Genomic DNA, 17,169 nt, shown 5'->3' on the forward strand with positions numbered 1-17,169 from the left:
CAGACACCCGGCGAGCCCCCGCCGGGCGCCCGGCGGGTCAGCGCAGGGCCTCCTCCAGCGTCTTCGCCAGCCCCGCGGCCTCCTCCGGGGCCAGCAGCGAGCCGTCCGGCCGGGTCACGTACAGCGTGTCGACCGCGTTGGCACCCAGCGTGGAGACGTGGGCGCTGCGGACGCGGACCTCGGCGCCCTCCAGGGCCCGGCCGATGCGGTGGAGCAGACCCGGCGCGTCCTGGGCGCGGACCTCCAGGACCGTGGCGAGGCGGGAGTCGGCGGCGGCGACGGTGACACGGGGCGGCGGGGCCTGCACCCCGCGCCGGCGCGGGTAGGCGGCGTCGCGCTCGGCGAGCCGGGCCGGCACGTCGAGGGAGCCGTCGAGGGCCCGGGCGAGGTCGGCGCGCAGCCGGTGGGCCTCGGGCAGCGAGCCGTACTCGGCGGCGACCCGCCAGTCGAGCACGAGAACGGGTCCGTCGCCGAGCTCCAGGGGCAGGGCGATGGCGCGCAGGTCGGCGGCGCGGACGGTCAGGCGGTGCAGGGCGAGGACGCCGGCGACGGCGGGCAGGACGCCGGGCCGCTCGGGCAGGGCGACGAGCAGTTCGACGCCGACGGGCTCGGGGTCCCCGGAGCCGTCGGGGACGACCGGCTCGGTGTGCAGGGCGAGGACCGGCTCCCCGGTGCGGAGCGCCTCGATGGCGAGGCGCTCCTGCTCGGCGCTGGGCGCGGCGGCCTCGGGGTCGGGGAGCTCCTCCCCCGCGAGGACGCCGGCGACGCGTTTGACCAGGTCGGCGACGAGGGAGGCGCGCCAGGTGGACCAGGCGGCGGGGCCGGTGGCGAGGGCGTCGGCCTCGGTGAGGGCGTGCAGGAGTTCCAGGGCGCCGAGGGTGCCGACGGCGGCGGCGACGGACTGGACGGTGGCGGGGTCGTCGAGGTCGCGCCGGGTGGCGGTCTCGACGAGGAGCAGGTGGTGGCGGACGACGGTGGCGATGACGGCGACGTCGGCGCGGTCGAAGCCGACGCGGGTGGCCATGTCGCGGGCGATGGTCTCGCCGGCGACGGAGTGGTCGCCGGGCCAGCCCTTGCCGATGTCGTGCAGGAGGGCGGCGACGAGGAGCAGGTCGGGCCGGTGGACGCGGCGGGTGAGGGAGGCGGCACGGACGGCGGTCTCGACGAGGTGCCGGTCGACGGTCCAGGTGTGGACGGGGTTGCGCTGGGGGCGGCAGCGGACGCGTTCCCAGTCGGGCAGCAGCCGGGTGACCAGGCCCTCGGCCTCCAGGGCCTCCCAGACCGGGACGGTGGGCTCGCCGGCGCCGAGGAGGGTGACGAGTTCCTCACGGGCCTCGGCGGGCCAGGGCACGGGCAGCGGCTTCGCGGCGGCGGCGAGCCGGCGGACGGCGTGCAGGGAGAGCGGCAGGCCGGCCTGGGCGGCGGCCGCGGCGGCCCGCAGGGGCAGGACGGGGTCGCGTTCGGGGCGGGCGCTGAGGGCGAGGACGACCTCGCCGTCCATCTCGACGACACCCTCGGCGAGCGGGGTGCGTTCGACGGGCGGTTTCGTGGCACCGGAGCGGCCGAGGAGGGAGCGGAGCCGGGGCCGGGCGGAGCGGGCCCTGAGGACCCGGTTGACCTCGCGCCAGGTGACGTCGGAGGCGTACGAGACGGTGCGGGCGGCCTCGTAGACCTCGCGGAGCAGGGTGTCGGCGTCGAGGAGCCCGAGTTCGGCAGCGACGGCGTCCTGCTCCTGGAGGGCGAGCCGGTCGGTGGCGCGGCCGGTGGCGAGGTGGAGGGCGTCGCGGGCGTCGAGGAGGCGGCGGCGGGCGTCGTCCAGTCCTTCGCGGGGGGCGTCGGCGAGCCAGGAGGCGGCGACGGCCCGCAGGGCCTGGGCGTCGCGGAGCCCGCCGCGGGCCTCCTTGAGGTCGGGTTCGAGGAGGTACTGGAGCTCGCCGGAGCGTTCGGCGCGTTCGCGGCAGAGGGCGTGGAGTTCGGGCAGCCGGCGGGTGGCCTGGTTGCGCCAGTCGGCTAGGACGGTGGTGCGCAGGGCGGCGGCGAGGCCGGTGTCGCCGGCGACGGGCCGGGCGTCGAGGAGGCCGAGCTGGACCTTGAGGTCCTCGCCGGCCGTGCTGCGGGCCTCGGCGGTGGTGCGCACGGAGTGGTCGAGGGCGAGGCCGAGGTCCCAGACGGGGTACCAGAGGCGATCGGCCAGCGCGGCGACGGCGCCGGCGTCGGCGCTGCCGTCGTGCAGCAGGAGGAGGTCGAGGTCGCTGCGCGGGGAGAGCTCGCCGCGTCCGTAGCCTCCGACGGCGACGAGGGCCGTGCCGGGTGGCGCCCCCGCGGCCGCCCACAAGCCGGCCAGCCAGTCGTCGGTGAGGCGGGCCAGGGCGGTACGGCGCGGCGGCCCGGACCGCGCCTTCTCGGTGAGAAGGCGCAGCCGGGCCGCCGCGTAACCGCCGGGTCCCGAATCTTCAGTGTCCGTTTTCACGTCAGGGCTCGTCACCCGGCGGCTCCTCACAAGTCCCGCGCTACAGCGCGTCCGGTCCGCGTTCGCCGGTGCGGACCCGTACGGCGGTCTCGACCGGGACGCTCCACACCTTTCCGTCACCGATCTTGCCGGTGCGGGCGGCCTTCACGACGACCTCGATGAGCTGTTCGGCGTCGTCGTCCTCCACGAGGACCTCGATGCGGATCTTGGGGACGAGGTCGACGGTGTACTCCGCGCCCCGGTAGACCTCGGTGTGGCCGCGCTGGCGGCCGTAGCCGCTGGCCTCCGTGACCGTCAGCCCGTGGACGCCGAAGGCCTGGAGGGCCTCCTTGATCTCGTCGAGCCGGTGCGGCTTCACGACCGCGGTGATGAGCTTCATGCGTCCACCTTCGTGTTCTGCGTCGGGGCGGGGGCGGCTGCGGTGGTGCGCGAGCTGATGCCGCCGCCGGCTCCGCTGAAGTCGTACGCGGTCTCGGCGTGCTCGACCTGGTCGATGCCGGAGATCTCGTCGTCCTCGCTGACCCGCATGCCCATCGTCCTGTCGATGACGAGGGCGAGGATCGCGGAGGCGATCAGAGAGTAGGCCAGGACGGAGAAGACTCCCACGGCCTGCTTGCCGAGCTGGTCCAGGCCGCCGCCGTAGAAGAGGCCCTTGGCGTCGGACTGGACGCCGCCGGTGGCGAAGAGGCCGACGAGGAGGGAGCCGACGACACCGCCGACGAGGTGGACGCCGACGACGTCGAGGGAGTCGTCGTAGCCGAACCTGTACTTGAGGCCGACGGCCATGGCGCACAGCAGGCCGGCGATCGCGCCGATGGCGATGGCGCCGAGCGGGGAGCAGGAGCCGCCTGACGGGGTGATGGCGACGAGGCCGGCGACCGCGCCGGAGGCGGCGCCGAGGGTGGTGAAGGAGCCGTGGCGCAGCTTCTCGTAGGCGAGCCAGGCGAGCATGGCGGCGGCGGTGGCGACCTGGGTGTTGACGAACATCACCGCGCCGACGCCGTCGTCGTTGCCGAGCCACGAGCCGGCGTTGAAGCCGAACCAGCCGAACCAGAGCAGGCCGGCGCCGAGCATGACGAGGGGGAGGCTGTGCGGGCGCATCGGGTCCTTCTTGAAGCCGACGCGCTTGCCGATGACCAGGATGACGCCGAGGGCCGCCGCGCCCGCGTTGATGTGGACGGCGGTGCCGCCGGCGAAGTCGATGACGCCCATCTCGAAGAGCCAGCCGCCGGTGCCCCAGACCCAGTGGGCCACGGGGAAGTAGACGATGCTCGCCCACAGGGTGATGTAGAGGGCCCAGGCGGTGAACTTGACGCGGTCGGCGAGGGCGCCGCTGATGAGGGCCGGGGTGATGACGGCGAACATCAGCTGGAAGACGGCGAAGACGTACACCGGGATGGTGTAGCCGTCCCACAGTTCGGTGAGGCCGATGCCGCTGAGGCCGACGTACTCGGAGGACCAGCCGAAGAGCGAGCCGGAGTCGGTGCCGAAGGCGACGCTGAAGCCGTAGAGCACCCACAGGATCGTGACGATCCCGAGGCTGATGAAGCTCATCATCAGCATGTTCAGGGTGGACTTCACGCGGACCATGCCTCCGTAGAAGAAGGCGAGGCCGGGGGTCATCAGCATGACCAGTGCGGAGCAGATGAGCATGAACCCGGTGTTGGCGGAGGACAGCGTGGGCGCGTCTCCTGCCAGGGTCGTGATGGCTGCTGCCATCGGCGTCTCCTCGTCGTCGGTACGGCCTGTGCGGGGCGGCGGCCGGGAGCGGCTCGGCCATGAGGGGTGGCCGGTTATGCGCCAGAGATTCGCGCAGCGCGGTTTCCGCCGATGCCGCTCGATGTTTCGCCGCAGTGACGAAGGGACGGGGCGTGTTACGTGGCCGTGAACGGCAGGGTCACGGTGCGGTAACGGGCGTACCATCCCCGGATCGCGGCCGCACGGCGGCGGACCGCCCCGGCGCTCGCCCCCGCCTCCGGGAACGGCGCCGCTTCGGGCGCACCACCGGCCGCTGAGCCACCAGGGCCCCCGGCCGGACCGGCGGGCGGCCGCCCTCCGCCCCACCGGCCGCACACAGAGGACCGGCCGCGTCGGCCGTCCGTGTGTCCTTGCGGCGGGGGAGCCGATCGGGGTTTACGGGACGGCCGGCGCGGCCGGCGTCGGTGGCGGCGCGGGTGCGCCGGTCTCAGACGGCCTCCGCCGTCTCGGGGAGCAGGGCGGTGAGCCGGTCGGTGAGGTGGACGACTTCGGCGACGTCGCCGAAGTCGCGGGCCGCGGTGTCGACGGTCTTGCGGAGTCGGGTGTTGACCCGCTCGGAGCGCACCTTGCGGGCGATGCCGAGGGCCTTCTCGGCGAGGACGACGGACTGCTCGGGTTCGCGCTTGAGGAGGTGGACGGTGGCCATGCCGATGAGGTTGAGGGCGTAGGAACGCTGGTGCTCGGGGTCCTTCTCGAAGAGTTCGACGGCCCGCTCCATGACCGGTTCGGCGAGCGAGGCGTAGCTCGGGGAGCGTCCGGCGACGTAGGCGAGGTCGCGGTAGGAGTGGGAGTTCTCGCCGTTGAGCTCGGCCTCGGAGAAGAAGCGGATCCAGTCGGGCTCGGGTTCGCGGTCGAAACCGACGTCGGCGAAGGTGTCCTCGGCCATCCGCACGGCCCGCTTGCACTTGGAGGGCTGGCCCATGTTGGCGTAGGCGCGGGCCTCCATCGCATACAGCATGGCCTGGGTGCGCGGGGTGGCGCAGTCCCGACTGCCGTACTGGGCCAGGTGGATGAGTTCGAGGGCGTCGTCGGGCCGGCCGAGGTGGATCATCTGGCGGCTCATCGAGGACAGGATGTACGAGCCGAGGGGCTTGTCGCCGGCCTCCTTGGCGGCGTGCAGCGCGAGCACGAAGTACTTCTGGGCGGTGGGCTGGAGCCCCACGTCGTAGCTCATCCAGCCGGCCAGCTCGGCCAGTTCGGCGGCGCAGCGGAAGAGGCGCTGGGCGGTGGCGGAGGGCTGCGGCTCCTGGAGCAGGTCGGTGACCTCGTGGAGCTGGCCGACGACGGCCTTGCGGCGCAGTCCCCCGCCGCACTGGGCGTCCCACTGGCGGAACATGACGGTGGTGGACTCGAGCAGGTCGAGCTCGACGGCGGAGAGCCGGTGGGAGCGCCGCTCCTCGCCGGGCGCCCCGGGCGTGGCCTCGCCGACCGGAGTGGGAACCAGCCAGCGCTGCATGGGCTCGATGAGGGCGGGCCCTGCGGCGAGCTGGAGGGAGGAGCCGAGGAAGCCGCGGCGGGCGAGCATCAGGTCGCTGCGGGAGAACTCGCTGAGCAGGGTGACGGTCTGGGGGCCGGCCCAGGGGAGGTCGACGCCGGAGACGGAGGGCGACTGGTGGGCGGTGCGCAGACCGAGGTCCTCGATGGCGACGACGGAGCCGAAGCGCTCGGAGAACAGCTCGGAGAGGATCCGCGGGATGGGCTCGCGGGGCTGTTCGCCGTCGAGCCAGCGGCGCACGCGGGAGGTGTCGGTGGAGATGTGGTGCGCGCCCATCTGGCGGGCCCGGCGGTTCACCTGGCGCGCCAGCTCGCCCTTCGACCAGCCGCTGCGCACGAACCACGAGCTCAGCTGCTCGTTCGGGCGCTTGCCGGCAGTCGTACCGTCTGCGCCGTTGCCGCCCACTGGAACGCCTCCATCCACCTGATGTCGCCTGCGCGAACCCCTGCCAGGATGCCCTGTTCCTCGGCGTCCGTCCGGTGTTTGTACTCCTTCGAACGGAAAACCGGCTTGCCTCCGGCATACCCGTGCGTGCGATGCGGCCCCGGGTTCGTGTACCGAAGGTAATCCTACGATCACCCGTCCGTGCATGGCGTTTCAAGAAACGCCACCATTCGCCACCCCTTCGAATGAACTCGCCACGCACGGAACGCGATTCACTTGACATGCGACGGACCAGGCTCGGCGAACCGGAGCGCGAAGAGGCGCGCGCCACGGTCCGCACCACCGGCCACACCACCGCACTCCCCCGGCGAGGGCCGCACCCCGCCGGTGGTGGCGGATCGTGACGGAGGACCTCCGGTCCGTAACCACCGGCGCGCTCGACCCGTTGGAGGGGGCATGGGCTTCACGATCGGCGGCATTCGTGAGATGCGGTCCGGCGCACGCCGCCGCGCACGCACCACGGAGTGCACAGCGGTGGCCGAGTACACGGGACTGTGGGGCTGGGACGTCGTCCCGGGGGCACGAGCGGTCGCGGGGCGCTGCTCCTGCGGCGATCCCGGCTGTACGGCTCCGGGGGCGCATCCGCTGGCCTTCGCCGAGCCGGTCCTGGCGGGCGCGGGCCTCGACGACGCGACCAGGGCCTGGTCGCGCCTGCCGGGGGCGGCCGTGCTGCTGCCGGTCGGCCGGTCCTTCGACGTGATCGAGGTCGCCGAGGCGGCGGGCCGCCGCGCGCTGGTCCGGCTGGAGCGCATGGGCCTGCCGCTGGGCCCGGTGTGCGTGACGCCGGCGGGCCGGGCGCAGTTCTTCGTGGCTCCGGGCGCGGCGGCGGAGCTGCCGCAGCTGCTCTACCGGATGGGCTGGGACGACGCCGATCTGGACCTGGACTGCCTGGGCGCGGGGGCGCACATCACCGCTCCGCCCTCGGACCTGGCCGGCCTGGGCCCGGTGAACTGGCTGCGGCCGCCGACGCTGGACACGGCCGGGGCGCCGCCGGAGGCCCGGCTGCTGCTCGGGACGCTCGCCTACATCTGCCACCGCACGCACTGCTGACCGGGTCCGGTCACGGAGAAGGGCCCCTGCCGTTGAGCTGCGGCAGGGGCCCTTCTCGTACGCGCCGGGTGTGGGCGGTCGGTGTCCGGGTCAGTCGCCGATGAGGGCGTCGACGAAGGCGCCCGGCTCGAACGGGGCCAGGTCGTCCGGGCCCTCGCCCAGACCGATCAGCTTGACCGGGACGCCCAGCTCGCGCTGGACGGCGATGACGATGCCGCCCTTGGCGGTGCCGTCGAGCTTGGTCAGGACGATGCCGGTGATGTCGACGACCTCGGCGAAGACGCGGGCCTGGATGAGGCCGTTCTGGCCGGTGGTGGCGTCCAGGACGAGGAGGATCTCGTCGAGCGGGCCGTGCTTCTCGACGACGCGCTTCACCTTGCCGAGCTCGTCCATGAGGCCGGTCTTGGTGTGCAGCCGGCCGGCGGTGTCGATGAGGACGACGTCGGCCTTCTCGGCGATGCCCTCCTTGACCGCGTCGAAGGCGATCGACGCCGGGTCGCCGCCCTCCGGACCGCGCACGGTGCGGGCGCCGACGCGCTCGCCCCAGGTCTGGAGCTGGTCGGCGGCGGCGGCACGGAAGGTGTCGGCCGCGCCGAGGACGACGGACTTGCCGTCGGCGACGAGCACGCGCGCGAGCTTGCCGGTGGTGGTGGTCTTGCCGGTGCCGTTGACGCCGACGACCATGACGACGCCCGGGGTGTCCTGGGGGCTCTCGGTCCTCACCGAGCGGTCGAAGTCGGGACCGAGGAGGGCGACGAGCTCCTCGCGGAGCAGGCCGCGCAGCTCGTCGGGGGTGCGGGTGCCGAGCACCTTGACGCGCTCGCGCAGCGCCTCGACCAGTTCCTGGGTGGGGGCGACGCCGACGTCGGCGGTGAGGAGGGTGTCCTCGATCTCCTCCCAGGTGTCCTCGTCGAGGTGCTCGCGGGACAGGAGCGTGAGCAGCCCCTTGCCGAGCGAGTTCTGGGAGCGGGCGAGCCGGGCCCGGAGCCGTACGAGACGGCCGGCGGTCGGTTCGGGCACCTCGATCGCGGGGGCCTCGGGGGCCGCCTCGACGACCGGCTCCGCGGCCGGGGCCTCGGTGGCGGGGAGGTCGACCTCCTCGACGGTGCGGCGTGGTTCTTCCCGCGGTGTCTCCGCCTCGTCGCCGACGTGCGGTTCGGCGGGCGGAGCGGTGATGGTCGGCGTGGTGGACGGCGGCTCGGCCGGCGGCAGCTGCTTCTTCTTGCGACCGCTGATCACGAGGCCGCTGGTCACGGCGACCGCGACGACCAGAGCGATGACTACAGCAAGGATGAGTTCCATAACCCGTCCAGTATCGGCCACGAGGCGCCGGGGGCGGAGCAGCTCGCGCGGGGGCGGTCGGCGTTGCACGTAAAGTGGGGGCTTCCCCCACATCTGTACGACGGAGTACCCCTATGTCCCACGCCTCCGAGACCGAAGGCGCGCCGGGCGGCGGCACGCTGGAGAGCCGCGGCCTCGAACCCGTTCCCGACGCCGAGCGGACCGGCCGGGTCAGGGAGCTGTTCCCGACGTGGGTCGCGGCCAACATCAGTGTGCTGCTGCTCACGATGGGCGCCGGTCTGATCGTCTTCAACGGCCTGAACTTCTGGCAGGTCCTGCTGGTGGCGGTGGCCGCGCCGGTGCTGTCGTACGGGATCGTCGGCCTGATCTCGATCGCCGGGAAGCGGGGCGGGGCGCCCGGCATGGCCCTGTCGCGGGCGGTCTTCGGCCAGCGCGGAAACCTTTTTCCCGGCGCCCTGATCTGGGTGGCGCGCTGGGGCTGGGAGACCATCAACGCGGTCACCGGCGCGTACGCGGTGCTGACGGTCCTGGACCTGCTCTTCGGCGTGAGGTCGAACACGCTCCTGATCGTGGTGACGCTGCTGGTGTTCGTGTCGTGCACGTTCCTGGTGTCCGGACTCGGGATCAACGCGCTGCGGGTGTGCAGCACGTGGTCGACGTACCTCTTCGGCGGCTTCTCCGTCCTGGTCCTCGGCTACCTGGTGGCGGACACCGACTGGTCGGCCGTCTTCGCCAGGCCGGCCGGCTCCACGGCGATGCTCGTGGCCGGCATCGGCACGATCGCCGCGGGCGGTATCAGCTGGGTGCCCTCGGGCCCCGACTTCACGCGCTATCTGCCGCGCACGGCCTCCTCGGGGGCCGTGGTCGGCTCCACGGTCGGCGGGGCGGGGATCGTCGTGCTGCCGATGGTGTTGATGGGCGCGGTGATGGCGGTGTCGACGCCGGACCTGGCCTCGGCGCAGGACCCGGTCTCCTTCATCGGCGAGTTGCTGCCGATGTGGATCTCGGTGCCGTACCTGGTGATCGCGCTGATCGGCATGCTCCTGATCAACTCGATGTCGATGTACTCGGCCGGCTTCACGGCGCAGACCCTGGGCATCAAGGTGCCGCGCGCCGCGGCGGTCAGTGTGAACGCGGTGATCAGCCTGGTCTTCGGCTTCCTGCTGATGGTGGTGGCGACCAGCTTCATCGGCTCGTTCATCTCCTTCCTGACGCTGCTGGCGGTGGCGTTCTCGGCGTGGATCGGCGTCTTCGGCGTGGACATGCTGCGCCGTAGGTCGTACGACGCGGAGGCGCTGATGGACACCACCCGTACCAGCGCGTACTGGTACCGGGGCGGTTTCGCCTGGCAGGCGATGACGGCCTGGGGCCTGGCCCTGGCGACGGGCCTGCTGTTCACCCGGGTCGACTGGTTCGCGGGCCCGCTGGCCTCGTCCTGGATCGGGCGGAACGGGCTCGGCTGGGCGGCGACGATCGTGGTGGCGGGTGTGCTGTACGCGGTGCTGCCGCGGGACCGCGCGCGGCGGGCGGCGGAGCCGGCGGCCGTGGCGGGCGGGACCGCGGAAGCGCGCGAGACCGTTTCCATCTGACGCTGCGTCAGCTACCGTCCCCCTCCACGAGCACCCGTGGAGGGGGACTTCCCATGCCGTTCACCGTCGTCCGGTTCAACCTCGTCGACCCGCACGCGGATCCCGTCTCCCTCTCGGCGCGCTACCGCGCCGCCGTCGGGATGGCCGTCCATGCCGACGCGCACGGCGTCGACACCGTGCAGACCGAGGAGCACCACGGCGCCGCCAACAACTGGCTCCCCTCCCCCTTCGCCTTCGCGGGCGCGGTGTTCGGGGCGACCGAAAGGATCGCGGTGACCGTCTCGGCGATCATCGGCCCGCTGCACGACCCGCTGCGGCTCGCCGAGGAGATCGCGGTCCTCGACCTGCTGAGCGGCGGGCGTCTCGTGACGGTCGCGGGAATCGGCTACCGGCCGGAGGAGTACGAGGAGCGCGGCGTCGACTGGGGCCGCCGCGGCAAGCTCCAGGACGTGCTCCTGGAGACGCTGCTCGCGGCCTGGTCCGGCGAGCCCTTCACGTACCAGGGCCGTACGGTGCGGATCACCCCTCGGCCGCTCACCCAGCCGCACCCGCTGCTGCTGGTCGGCGGCTCGTCGAAGGCGGCGGCGCGGCGGGCGGCGCGGCTGGGCCTGCCGCTCTTCCCGAGCGCGCACCTGCCGGAGCTGGAGACGTACTACCAGGAGCAGTGCGCCGCGCACGGCACCGAGGGGTGGACGATGATGCCGGCCCGCGAGACCCCCCTGCTGCACGTGGCGGAGGACCCGGACCGGACCTGGGCGGAGTACGGCGAGCACTTCCTGCACGAGGCGCGGACCTACGCGTCCTGGCAGTCGAAGGACATCCGCTCGGCGGTGCGCTCGACCGCGACGACGGTGCCGGAGCTGCGTGCGGAGGGCGTCTACCGGGTGGTGACGCCGGAGGAGTGCGTGGCACTCGGCGGGGAGCTCGACAGCCTGGTGCTGCACCCGCTGTGCGGCGGCATGCCGGTCGAGGAGGGCTGGCGGAGCGTGCGCCTCTTCTGCGACGCCGTACTGCCGCGCCTCCGGGCGTGAGCCGTCCGGGCCGCGCAACGACGGGCCGGGAGCGGGGGAATCGGGGCCGACGCGACTGCCCCGGTCCGTGGCATGGGGCCTCGGACCGGGGCAGGGTGGTGCGTGAGGAGAGGGGCAGCGGGGATTAGCCCATCTCCTCCAACGCCTTGCCCTTGGTCTCCTTGACGTAGCGCAGTACGAAGGGGATCGAGAGCACGGCGAAGACCGTGTAGATCACGTAGGTGCCGGAGAGGTTCCAGTCCGCGAGGGACGGGAAGCTGGCGGTGATGGCCCAGTTGGCGATCCACTGGGCGGAGGCGGCGACGCCGAGGGCGGCGGCGCGGATGCGGTTGGGGAACATCTCGCCGAGGAAGACCCAGACGACCACGCCCCAGGAGAGGGCGAAGAAGAGCACGAAGACGTGGGCGGCGACGAGCGCCACGACGCCCTGGGTGTTGGGCAGCTTGCCGTCGACGAGGTCGGCGGAGAAGGCCCAGGCCTCGACGGCGAGGGCGATCGCCATGCCGACGGAGCCGACGAGGGCGAGCGGCTTACGGCCGACCCGGTCGACCAGGACCATCGCGATCACGGTGCCGATGATGTTGATGATCGACGTGGTGAAGGAGTAGAAGAACGAGCTCGACGGGTCGATGCCGACGGACTGCCACAGCGTCGCGGAGTAGTAGAAGGCGACGTTGATGCCGACGAGCTGCTGGAAGACGGAGAGGCCGATGCCGACCCAGACGATCGGCAGCAGCTTGAACTTGCCGCCGGCGACCAGCAGGTCCCTGAAGGTGGACTTGTGCTCGCTGCGCATGGCCCGGTCGATCTCGGCGACCCGGCTGTCCAGGTCGACGCCGTGTCCCTCGACCTCGGCGAGCACCTCCTTGGCCTTCTCGGTGCGGCCGACGGAGATGAGGAAGCGCGGCGACTCCGGGATCGCGAAGGAGAGCAGACCGTAGAGGAGGGCCGGCACGACCATCACGCCGAGCATCCACTGCCAGGCTTCCAGCCCGCCGATCTCTCCGCGCTGCTCGCCGTCGGCGAGCTGCAGGATGCCGTAGTTGACGAGCTGGGAGATGGCGATGCCGATGACGATGGCGGCCTGCTGGAAGGAGCCGAGCCGGCCGCGGTACGCGGCGGGCGCGACCTCGGCGATGTAGGCGGGGCCGATCACGGACGCCATGCCGATGGCGAAGCCGCCGACGATCCGCCAGAAGGCCAGGTCCCAGAGGGCGAAGGGCAGCGCGGAGCCGACGGCGCTGACCGCGAAGAGCGCGGCGGAGATCTGCATGCAGCGGATGCGCCCGATGCGGTCGGCGATCCGGCCGGCGGTGGCGGCGCCGATGGCGCAGCCGATCAGCGCGATGGCGATGACCTGCGCGAGGGCCGCGGAGCCGATGTCGTACCGGTCGCGGATGGCCTCGACGGCGCCGTTGATGACGGAACTGTCGTAGCCGAAGAGGAAGCCGCCCATCGCGGCCGAGGCCGTGATGAAGATGACGTGTCCGATGTGGTCCGGATGGGCCGAACGGCCTCCGGACGGAGGCGGCGCCTGCGCGGTGCTGGTCACGGGGGACTCCTCGGGGCTCCGGCAGCGTCGCCGGTGCGGTGGGGGGCGAGCCCTTCAAGTGGCGCACAACTTCCTGCCGCCCACCACTTGAAGGTAAAAGCAACGTTGCAGAGACTATTCCTTCAGGTTTCGAAGTCAAGACCTGATGTCGTATGACTTGAAACGCACTACGAACCTGCCTGCGTTCAAAGCTTGAAGCAATATGAAGGTGATCTTGGGGTCGGTCGGGTCAGCGGAGCCTTTGGCTGATGACTTTCGATACCCCGTCGCCCTGCATCGACACCCCGTAGAGCGCGTCGGCGACCTCCATCGTGCGCTTCTGGTGCGTGATCACGATCAGCTGCGAGGACTCCTGGAGCTCCTGCATGATCCGGATCAGCCGCTGCAGATTGGTGTCGTCGAGCGCCGCCTCGACCTCGTCCATCACGTAGAACGGGCTGGGCCGCGCCTTGAAGATGGAGACCAGCAGCGCCACGGCAGTCAGCGAGCGCTCGCCGCCCGAGAGCAGCGAGAGGCGCTTGACCTTCTTGCCCGGCGGGCGGGCCTCCACGTCGACGCCGGTGGTGAGCATGTTCTCGGGGTCGGTGAGCACGAGTCGCCCCTCACCACCCGGGAAGAGCCGCGAGAACACTCCCTCGAACTCGCGGGCCGTGTCCCGGTACGCCTCGGTGAAGACCTGCTCGACCCGCAGGTCCACCTCCTTCACGACCTGAAGGAGGTCGGCGCGGGTCTTCTTCAGGTCCTCCAGCTGTTCGGAGAGGAACTGGTGCCGCTCCTCCAGGGCCGCGAACTCCTCCAGGGCGAGCGGATTGACCTTGCCGAGCTGCTGGTACGCCCGTTCGGCGGACCTGAGCCGCTTCTCCTGCTCCGAACGGACGAACGGGCGCGGCTGGTTGCGCGGATGCTCCGGGTCCTCGGGGAGCTCCTCGCCCTCGGCGGGCGGCGACGGCGGGACGAGCTGGTGGGGGCCGTACTCCTCGACCAGGGCGGCGGGTTCGACCCCCAGCTCCTCCAGGGAGCGGGACTCCAGCTGCTCGATCCGCAGCCGCTTCTCGGCGCCCAGGACCTCGCCCCGGTGCACCGAGTCGGTCAGCTTGTCCAGGTCCGCCTTCAGCTCGCGGCCCCGGGCGCGGGCGGCGGCCAGGTCCTGCTCGCGCGCGCCCTTGGCGGACTCGGCGAGGGCGCGCTCCTGCTCGGCGCGGACCAGGGACACCTCGGCGTGGGCGAGCAGCTGGCGGGCGCCGGAGGCGACGGCGGCGGCGACCTCGGCCTCGTGGCGCAGCCTGGCCCGGAGCCGCTCGGCCCGGGCCCGGGCCTCGCGTTCGGCGCGGGCGGCCCGGTCGAGGGAGTCGGCCCGCCCGGCCAGTCCCTTCACCCGCTCCTCGTGGGTACGGACCTGAAGACGGGCCTCCATCTCGGTCTGGCGCGCGTTGGAGCCGTCGACCGCGAGGCGGTCACGCGTGGAGGTGTCGGTGTCCTCGTCCCCTTCCAGTGCGGAGGACTCCTCGACGACGAGCAGCCGCTCGGCCAGCTCCTCCGCCTCGGCGAGCGCCTTCTCCAGGGCCTCCTGGGCGCGGGCGGCCGCGGCGGCGGTGCGCTCGGCCTCCCCCGCCGCTCCCCTGGCCTGTCCGCCGAGCCGGCCCAGCTGCTGGGCGACCGCGGACTTCTCCCGGTCGGCCGTCCGGCGCCGTTCGGTCAGCTCCTCGACGAGCCGCGCCGCCTCCCGGCGCCGCTGGGCCGAGGCCTCCTTGGCGGCCTCCAGCCGCCCGCACCGCACGTCGAGCTCGGCCAGCTCGGCCGCCGCCTGGTCCACCGAGGCCTGCACCTCCAGGAGGCTCGGGGCCCCGGCGGAACCGCCCTGGGCGAAGTGCGCGCCGAGCAGGTCGCCCTCGGCGGTGACGGCCGTCAGGCCGGGGTGGGAGCGCACCACCTCGACGGCCTCGTCCAGCCCGCCGACGACGACCACGTCCTTCAGCAACCGGCGTACGGCGCCCATGAGTTCGGCCGGTCCGGTGACCAGGGAGGCGGCGGGGAGGGTGCCGGCCACGGCCGGCGACCCCGTGTCTCCCTCCGCCGCGCCCGCCAGCAGCAGCGACGCCCGCCCGGCGTCCTGCTTGCGCAGCAGACGGAGGGCCTCGGCGGCGGCCGACGGGTCCGAAACGGCCAGGGCGTCGGCGGCGGCGCCCAGGGCGGCGGCCACCGGGATCTCGTGGCCCGGTCCGACCGTCAGGAGTTCGGCGGCCGGGCCGAGGAGGCCCGTGAGGCCGGCGGTGAGCAGCGCGCCCGTGCCGTCCTTGCGTCGCAGGCCGAGGGCGAGGGCGTCGTGCCGGGCGCGGGTCGCGGCGCGGGCGCGGTCCGCGTCGGCGGCGGCCTCGCGGGCGGCGGCGAGGGCGGCCTCCGCGTCGGCGAGTGCGCCGCGCGCGGCCTCGTAGCGCTCCCCCAGCTCCGCGTCGCCCGCGTCCAGGCCGTCCACCTCGGCCTTCAGCTGCTCGTACTCCTCCTGCGCGGCGACCGCCCGCTCCTGCGCCTCGTCGCGCGCGGCGGCCAGCCGGTCGATCTCGGCCTGGGCGGACGCGGCGCGCGACCGGGCCGCGTTGACCTGGCCGTGCAACCGGGCCAGGCCCTCGCGGCGGTCGGCGAGGGCGCGGGCGAGGTCCTTGAGGCGCCGCTCCTCGACGGCGAGCGCGCGTTCGAGTTCCGAGCGGTGGGCGACGGTGTCCTCCAGGGCGCGCTCGGCCGCCTCCAGGGCCGCCTCCAGCTCGGCCTCCTGCTCGCGGATGCGGGCGGCCTCGCGCTCCATGTCCTCCGGGTCGCGGCCCCGTCGCTCCTCCGCGGGCCGGTCGGTGGCGCTCTTGACGCGCGCGTCGGCCAGCGAGATCGTGCCGCGCACCCGCTCGGCGAGCTGCGACAGTTCGTACCAGGTCTGCTGGGCCCGCTGGAGCCGCGGCGCGAGGCGGCGCACCTCGCCCTCCAGGTCGGCCTCCCTGGCGAGGGCCGCCTTCAGCTCGGCCTCGGTCGCCTCCTTGCGGGCGAGCAGCGCGGCCTCGTCGGCGACCTCGGCCTTGAGCGCCTCCTTGAGGCGTACGAGGTCGTCGGAGAGCAGCCGGAGGCGGGCGTCGCGCAGGTCGGCCTGGATGACGGCGGCGCGGCGGGCGACCGCGGCCTGCCGGCCGAGGGGCTTGAGCTGGCGGCGCAGTTCGTCGGTGAGGTCCTGGACGCGCGCGAGGTTGGCCTGCATCGCGTCGAGTTTCCGCAGCGCCTTCTCCTTGCGCTTGCGGTGCTTGAGGACACCCGCGGCCTCCTCGATGAAGGCACGGCGGCCCATCGGGTCGGCGTGCAGGACGGAGTCGAGCTGCCCCTGGCCGACGATGACGTGCATCTCGCGGCCGATGCCGGAGTCGGACAGCAGGTCCTGGATGTCGAGCAGCCGGCAGGTGTCGCCGTTGATCTGGTACTCGCTGCTGCCACCACGGAACATGATCCGGGTGATGGTCACCTCGGCGTAGTCGATGGGCAGCGCGCCGTCGGAGTTGTCGATCGTCAGCGACACCTCGGCACGGCCGAGCGGGGGCCGCCCGGTCGTGCCGGCGAAGATGACGTCCTCCATCTTGCCGCCGCGCAGCGACTTGGCGCCCTGCTCTCCCATGACCCAGGACAGCGCGTCCACGACATTGGACTTGCCGGAGCCGTTGGGCCCGACGACGCAGGTGATTCCCGGTTCGAACCGCAACGTGGTGGCGGAGGCGAACGACTTGAAACCGCGGAGCGTCAGGGCCTTGAGATGCACGCCTGCGGACTCTACCCGGGGTCGTGGGTTTCACCCACGAACGTGCAGGGCAGACCCTCCCCCAAAGAAGTGGGACACGGGGGCGGGGGGGTAAGCGAGCGGCGGGCACGGGGCGCGGCTCGGGATGCGCAAGAAAGAAGGGACGCCGGAGCGTCCCTTGCATGTCCAGCCGTGCTGGCGAGAGTGTTTCTCACCTGGCCCCTCGGGGCTGAGACCTCAGGTGAGCGCAGGCTCCGCCTTGGTGACGTCGAGATCGATGCTGTCCAGCAGCGACTCTCCCGTGTGCTGAGCGGCGGCAGCGCTGAGCGCGTCGTTCTCGGACTGGATCCGTACAAGCTCGGACTCCAGGTCCTGGACGCGCTGCTGAAGCCGTCGCATCTCGGAGAGGAGTCGCGGGTCGGAGCCGCCGACGTAACCGAGAAGCGCCTTTGCCATGATGGATGGTCCTCCACACTGAATGACCGACCGAAGCGGTGTGGGTCGTGAGGGATTCGCACCCGCGGTGCTCGACCGTGTTCTTTGTCGTGCCCGTTCTCACGCTCGAACAGCTAAGGTGCGCGGGGCTTCCAGAGTCTCACCAAAAAGTTTGACGGTCAACACGATCACGCCCGGCATCAGGGGCCACCGGGGGGTCCGCGGCCTCACATCAGGCGGCGGCGCCTCGCAACTCGGTGCCCGAAGGGCGTTTCGA

At 72.7% G+C, this 17,169-nt stretch carries 11 protein-coding genes; 3 read left to right on the top strand and 8 right to left on the bottom strand.

Annotated features, from left to right (window positions below; translation table 11 throughout):
• Positions 1 to 37: 37 nt before the first annotated feature.
• The 4 genes from ACIRQF_RS17335 to ACIRQF_RS17350 form a co-directional block, all read right to left on the bottom strand.
• Complete coding sequence (locus ACIRQF_RS17335; RefSeq protein ID WP_404093064.1) at positions 38 to 2,485, bottom strand: [protein-PII] uridylyltransferase; 2,448 nt, start codon at positions 2,483 to 2,485, stop codon at positions 38 to 40.
• Between the two features lie 25 nt (positions 2,486 to 2,510).
• Positions 2,511 to 2,849: a P-II family nitrogen regulator gene (locus ACIRQF_RS17340; protein ID WP_128977495.1), complete on the bottom strand. Its 339-nt coding sequence runs from the start codon at positions 2,847 to 2,849 to the stop codon at positions 2,511 to 2,513.
• Entirely contained in the window at positions 2,846 to 4,189 is a 1,344-nt protein-coding gene (locus ACIRQF_RS17345; RefSeq protein ID WP_376636597.1) for an ammonium transporter, read from the bottom strand. The genes ACIRQF_RS17340 and ACIRQF_RS17345 overlap by 4 nt, the downstream gene beginning before the upstream one ends.
• A gap of 466 nt (positions 4,190 to 4,655) precedes the next feature.
• Positions 4,656 to 6,128 (bottom strand): hypothetical protein, encoded by a 1,473-nt coding sequence (locus ACIRQF_RS17350; protein WP_376636599.1) that lies wholly within the window; start codon positions 6,126 to 6,128, stop codon positions 4,656 to 4,658.
• Between the two features lie 435 nt (positions 6,129 to 6,563).
• Between ACIRQF_RS17350 and ACIRQF_RS17355 the strand changes: the two genes are divergently transcribed.
• The gene (locus tag ACIRQF_RS17355; RefSeq protein ID WP_382486851.1) at positions 6,564 to 7,217 is read left to right on the top strand and encodes a bifunctional DNA primase/polymerase; all 654 of its coding nucleotides are present in this window, start codon (positions 6,564 to 6,566) and stop codon (positions 7,215 to 7,217) included.
• A gap of 90 nt (positions 7,218 to 7,307) precedes the next feature.
• On the opposite strand, the gene ftsY is transcribed toward ACIRQF_RS17355, so the two are convergent.
• Positions 7,308 to 8,519, bottom strand: a complete 1,212-nt coding sequence (ftsY, locus tag ACIRQF_RS17360) for a signal recognition particle-docking protein FtsY (RefSeq protein WP_376636603.1) — start codon at positions 8,517 to 8,519, stop codon at positions 7,308 to 7,310.
• A gap of 113 nt (positions 8,520 to 8,632) precedes the next feature.
• On the opposite strand from ftsY, the gene ACIRQF_RS17365 reads away from it, so the two are divergent.
• Both ACIRQF_RS17365 and ACIRQF_RS17370 read left to right on the top strand, forming a co-directional pair.
• Entirely contained in the window at positions 8,633 to 10,108 is a 1,476-nt protein-coding gene (locus ACIRQF_RS17365) for a cytosine permease (RefSeq protein WP_404093069.1), read from the top strand.
• A gap of 53 nt (positions 10,109 to 10,161) precedes the next feature.
• Complete coding sequence (locus ACIRQF_RS17370) at positions 10,162 to 11,139, top strand: LLM class flavin-dependent oxidoreductase (RefSeq protein ID WP_404093072.1); 978 nt, start codon at positions 10,162 to 10,164, stop codon at positions 11,137 to 11,139.
• 124 nt (positions 11,140 to 11,263) lie between these two features.
• On the opposite strand, the gene ACIRQF_RS17375 is transcribed toward ACIRQF_RS17370, so the two are convergent.
• The 3 genes from ACIRQF_RS17375 to ACIRQF_RS17385 all read right to left on the bottom strand — a co-directional run bounded on the left by ACIRQF_RS17375 (position 11,264) and on the right by ACIRQF_RS17385 (position 16,913).
• Positions 11,264 to 12,691 carry a sugar porter family MFS transporter gene (locus ACIRQF_RS17375; RefSeq protein WP_376636606.1) on the bottom strand — a complete coding sequence of 476 codons (1,428 nt, stop codon included), beginning with the start codon at positions 12,689 to 12,691 and terminating at the stop codon, positions 11,264 to 11,266.
• 229 nt (positions 12,692 to 12,920) lie between these two features.
• Positions 12,921 to 16,478 carry a chromosome segregation protein SMC gene (smc, locus tag ACIRQF_RS17380; RefSeq protein WP_404093076.1) on the bottom strand — a complete coding sequence of 1,186 codons (3,558 nt, stop codon included), beginning with the start codon at positions 16,476 to 16,478 and terminating at the stop codon, positions 12,921 to 12,923.
• A 216-nt stretch (positions 16,479 to 16,694) separates the two neighbouring features.
• Positions 16,695 to 16,913, bottom strand: a complete 219-nt coding sequence (locus tag ACIRQF_RS17385; protein ID WP_376636608.1) for a hypothetical protein — start codon at positions 16,911 to 16,913, stop codon at positions 16,695 to 16,697.
• Between the last annotated feature and the right edge of the window lie 256 nt (positions 16,914 to 17,169).

This window comes from Streptomyces sp. NPDC101191, from assembly GCF_044767915.1.
Lineage (GTDB): Bacteria > Actinomycetota > Actinomycetes > Streptomycetales > Streptomycetaceae > Streptomyces.

Coding starts and splice junctions, on each gene's coding strand:
- ACIRQF_RS17340 (WP_128977495.1), bottom strand. CDS start 2,849: ATGAAGCTCATCACCGCGGTCGTGAAGCCGCACCGGCTCGACGAGATC.
- ACIRQF_RS17345 (WP_376636597.1), bottom strand. CDS start 4,189: ATGGCAGCAGCCATCACGACCCTGGCAGGAGACGCGCCCACGCTGTCC.
- ACIRQF_RS17355 (WP_382486851.1), top strand. CDS start 6,564: ATGGGCTTCACGATCGGCGGCATTCGTGAGATGCGGTCCGGCGCACGC.
- ftsY (WP_376636603.1), bottom strand. CDS start 8,519: ATGGAACTCATCCTTGCTGTAGTCATCGCTCTGGTCGTCGCGGTCGCC.
- ACIRQF_RS17365 (WP_404093069.1), top strand. CDS start 8,633: ATGTCCCACGCCTCCGAGACCGAAGGCGCGCCGGGCGGCGGCACGCTG.
- ACIRQF_RS17370 (WP_404093072.1), top strand. CDS start 10,162: ATGCCGTTCACCGTCGTCCGGTTCAACCTCGTCGACCCGCACGCGGAT.
- ACIRQF_RS17385 (WP_376636608.1), bottom strand. CDS start 16,913: ATGGCAAAGGCGCTTCTCGGTTACGTCGGCGGCTCCGACCCGCGACTC.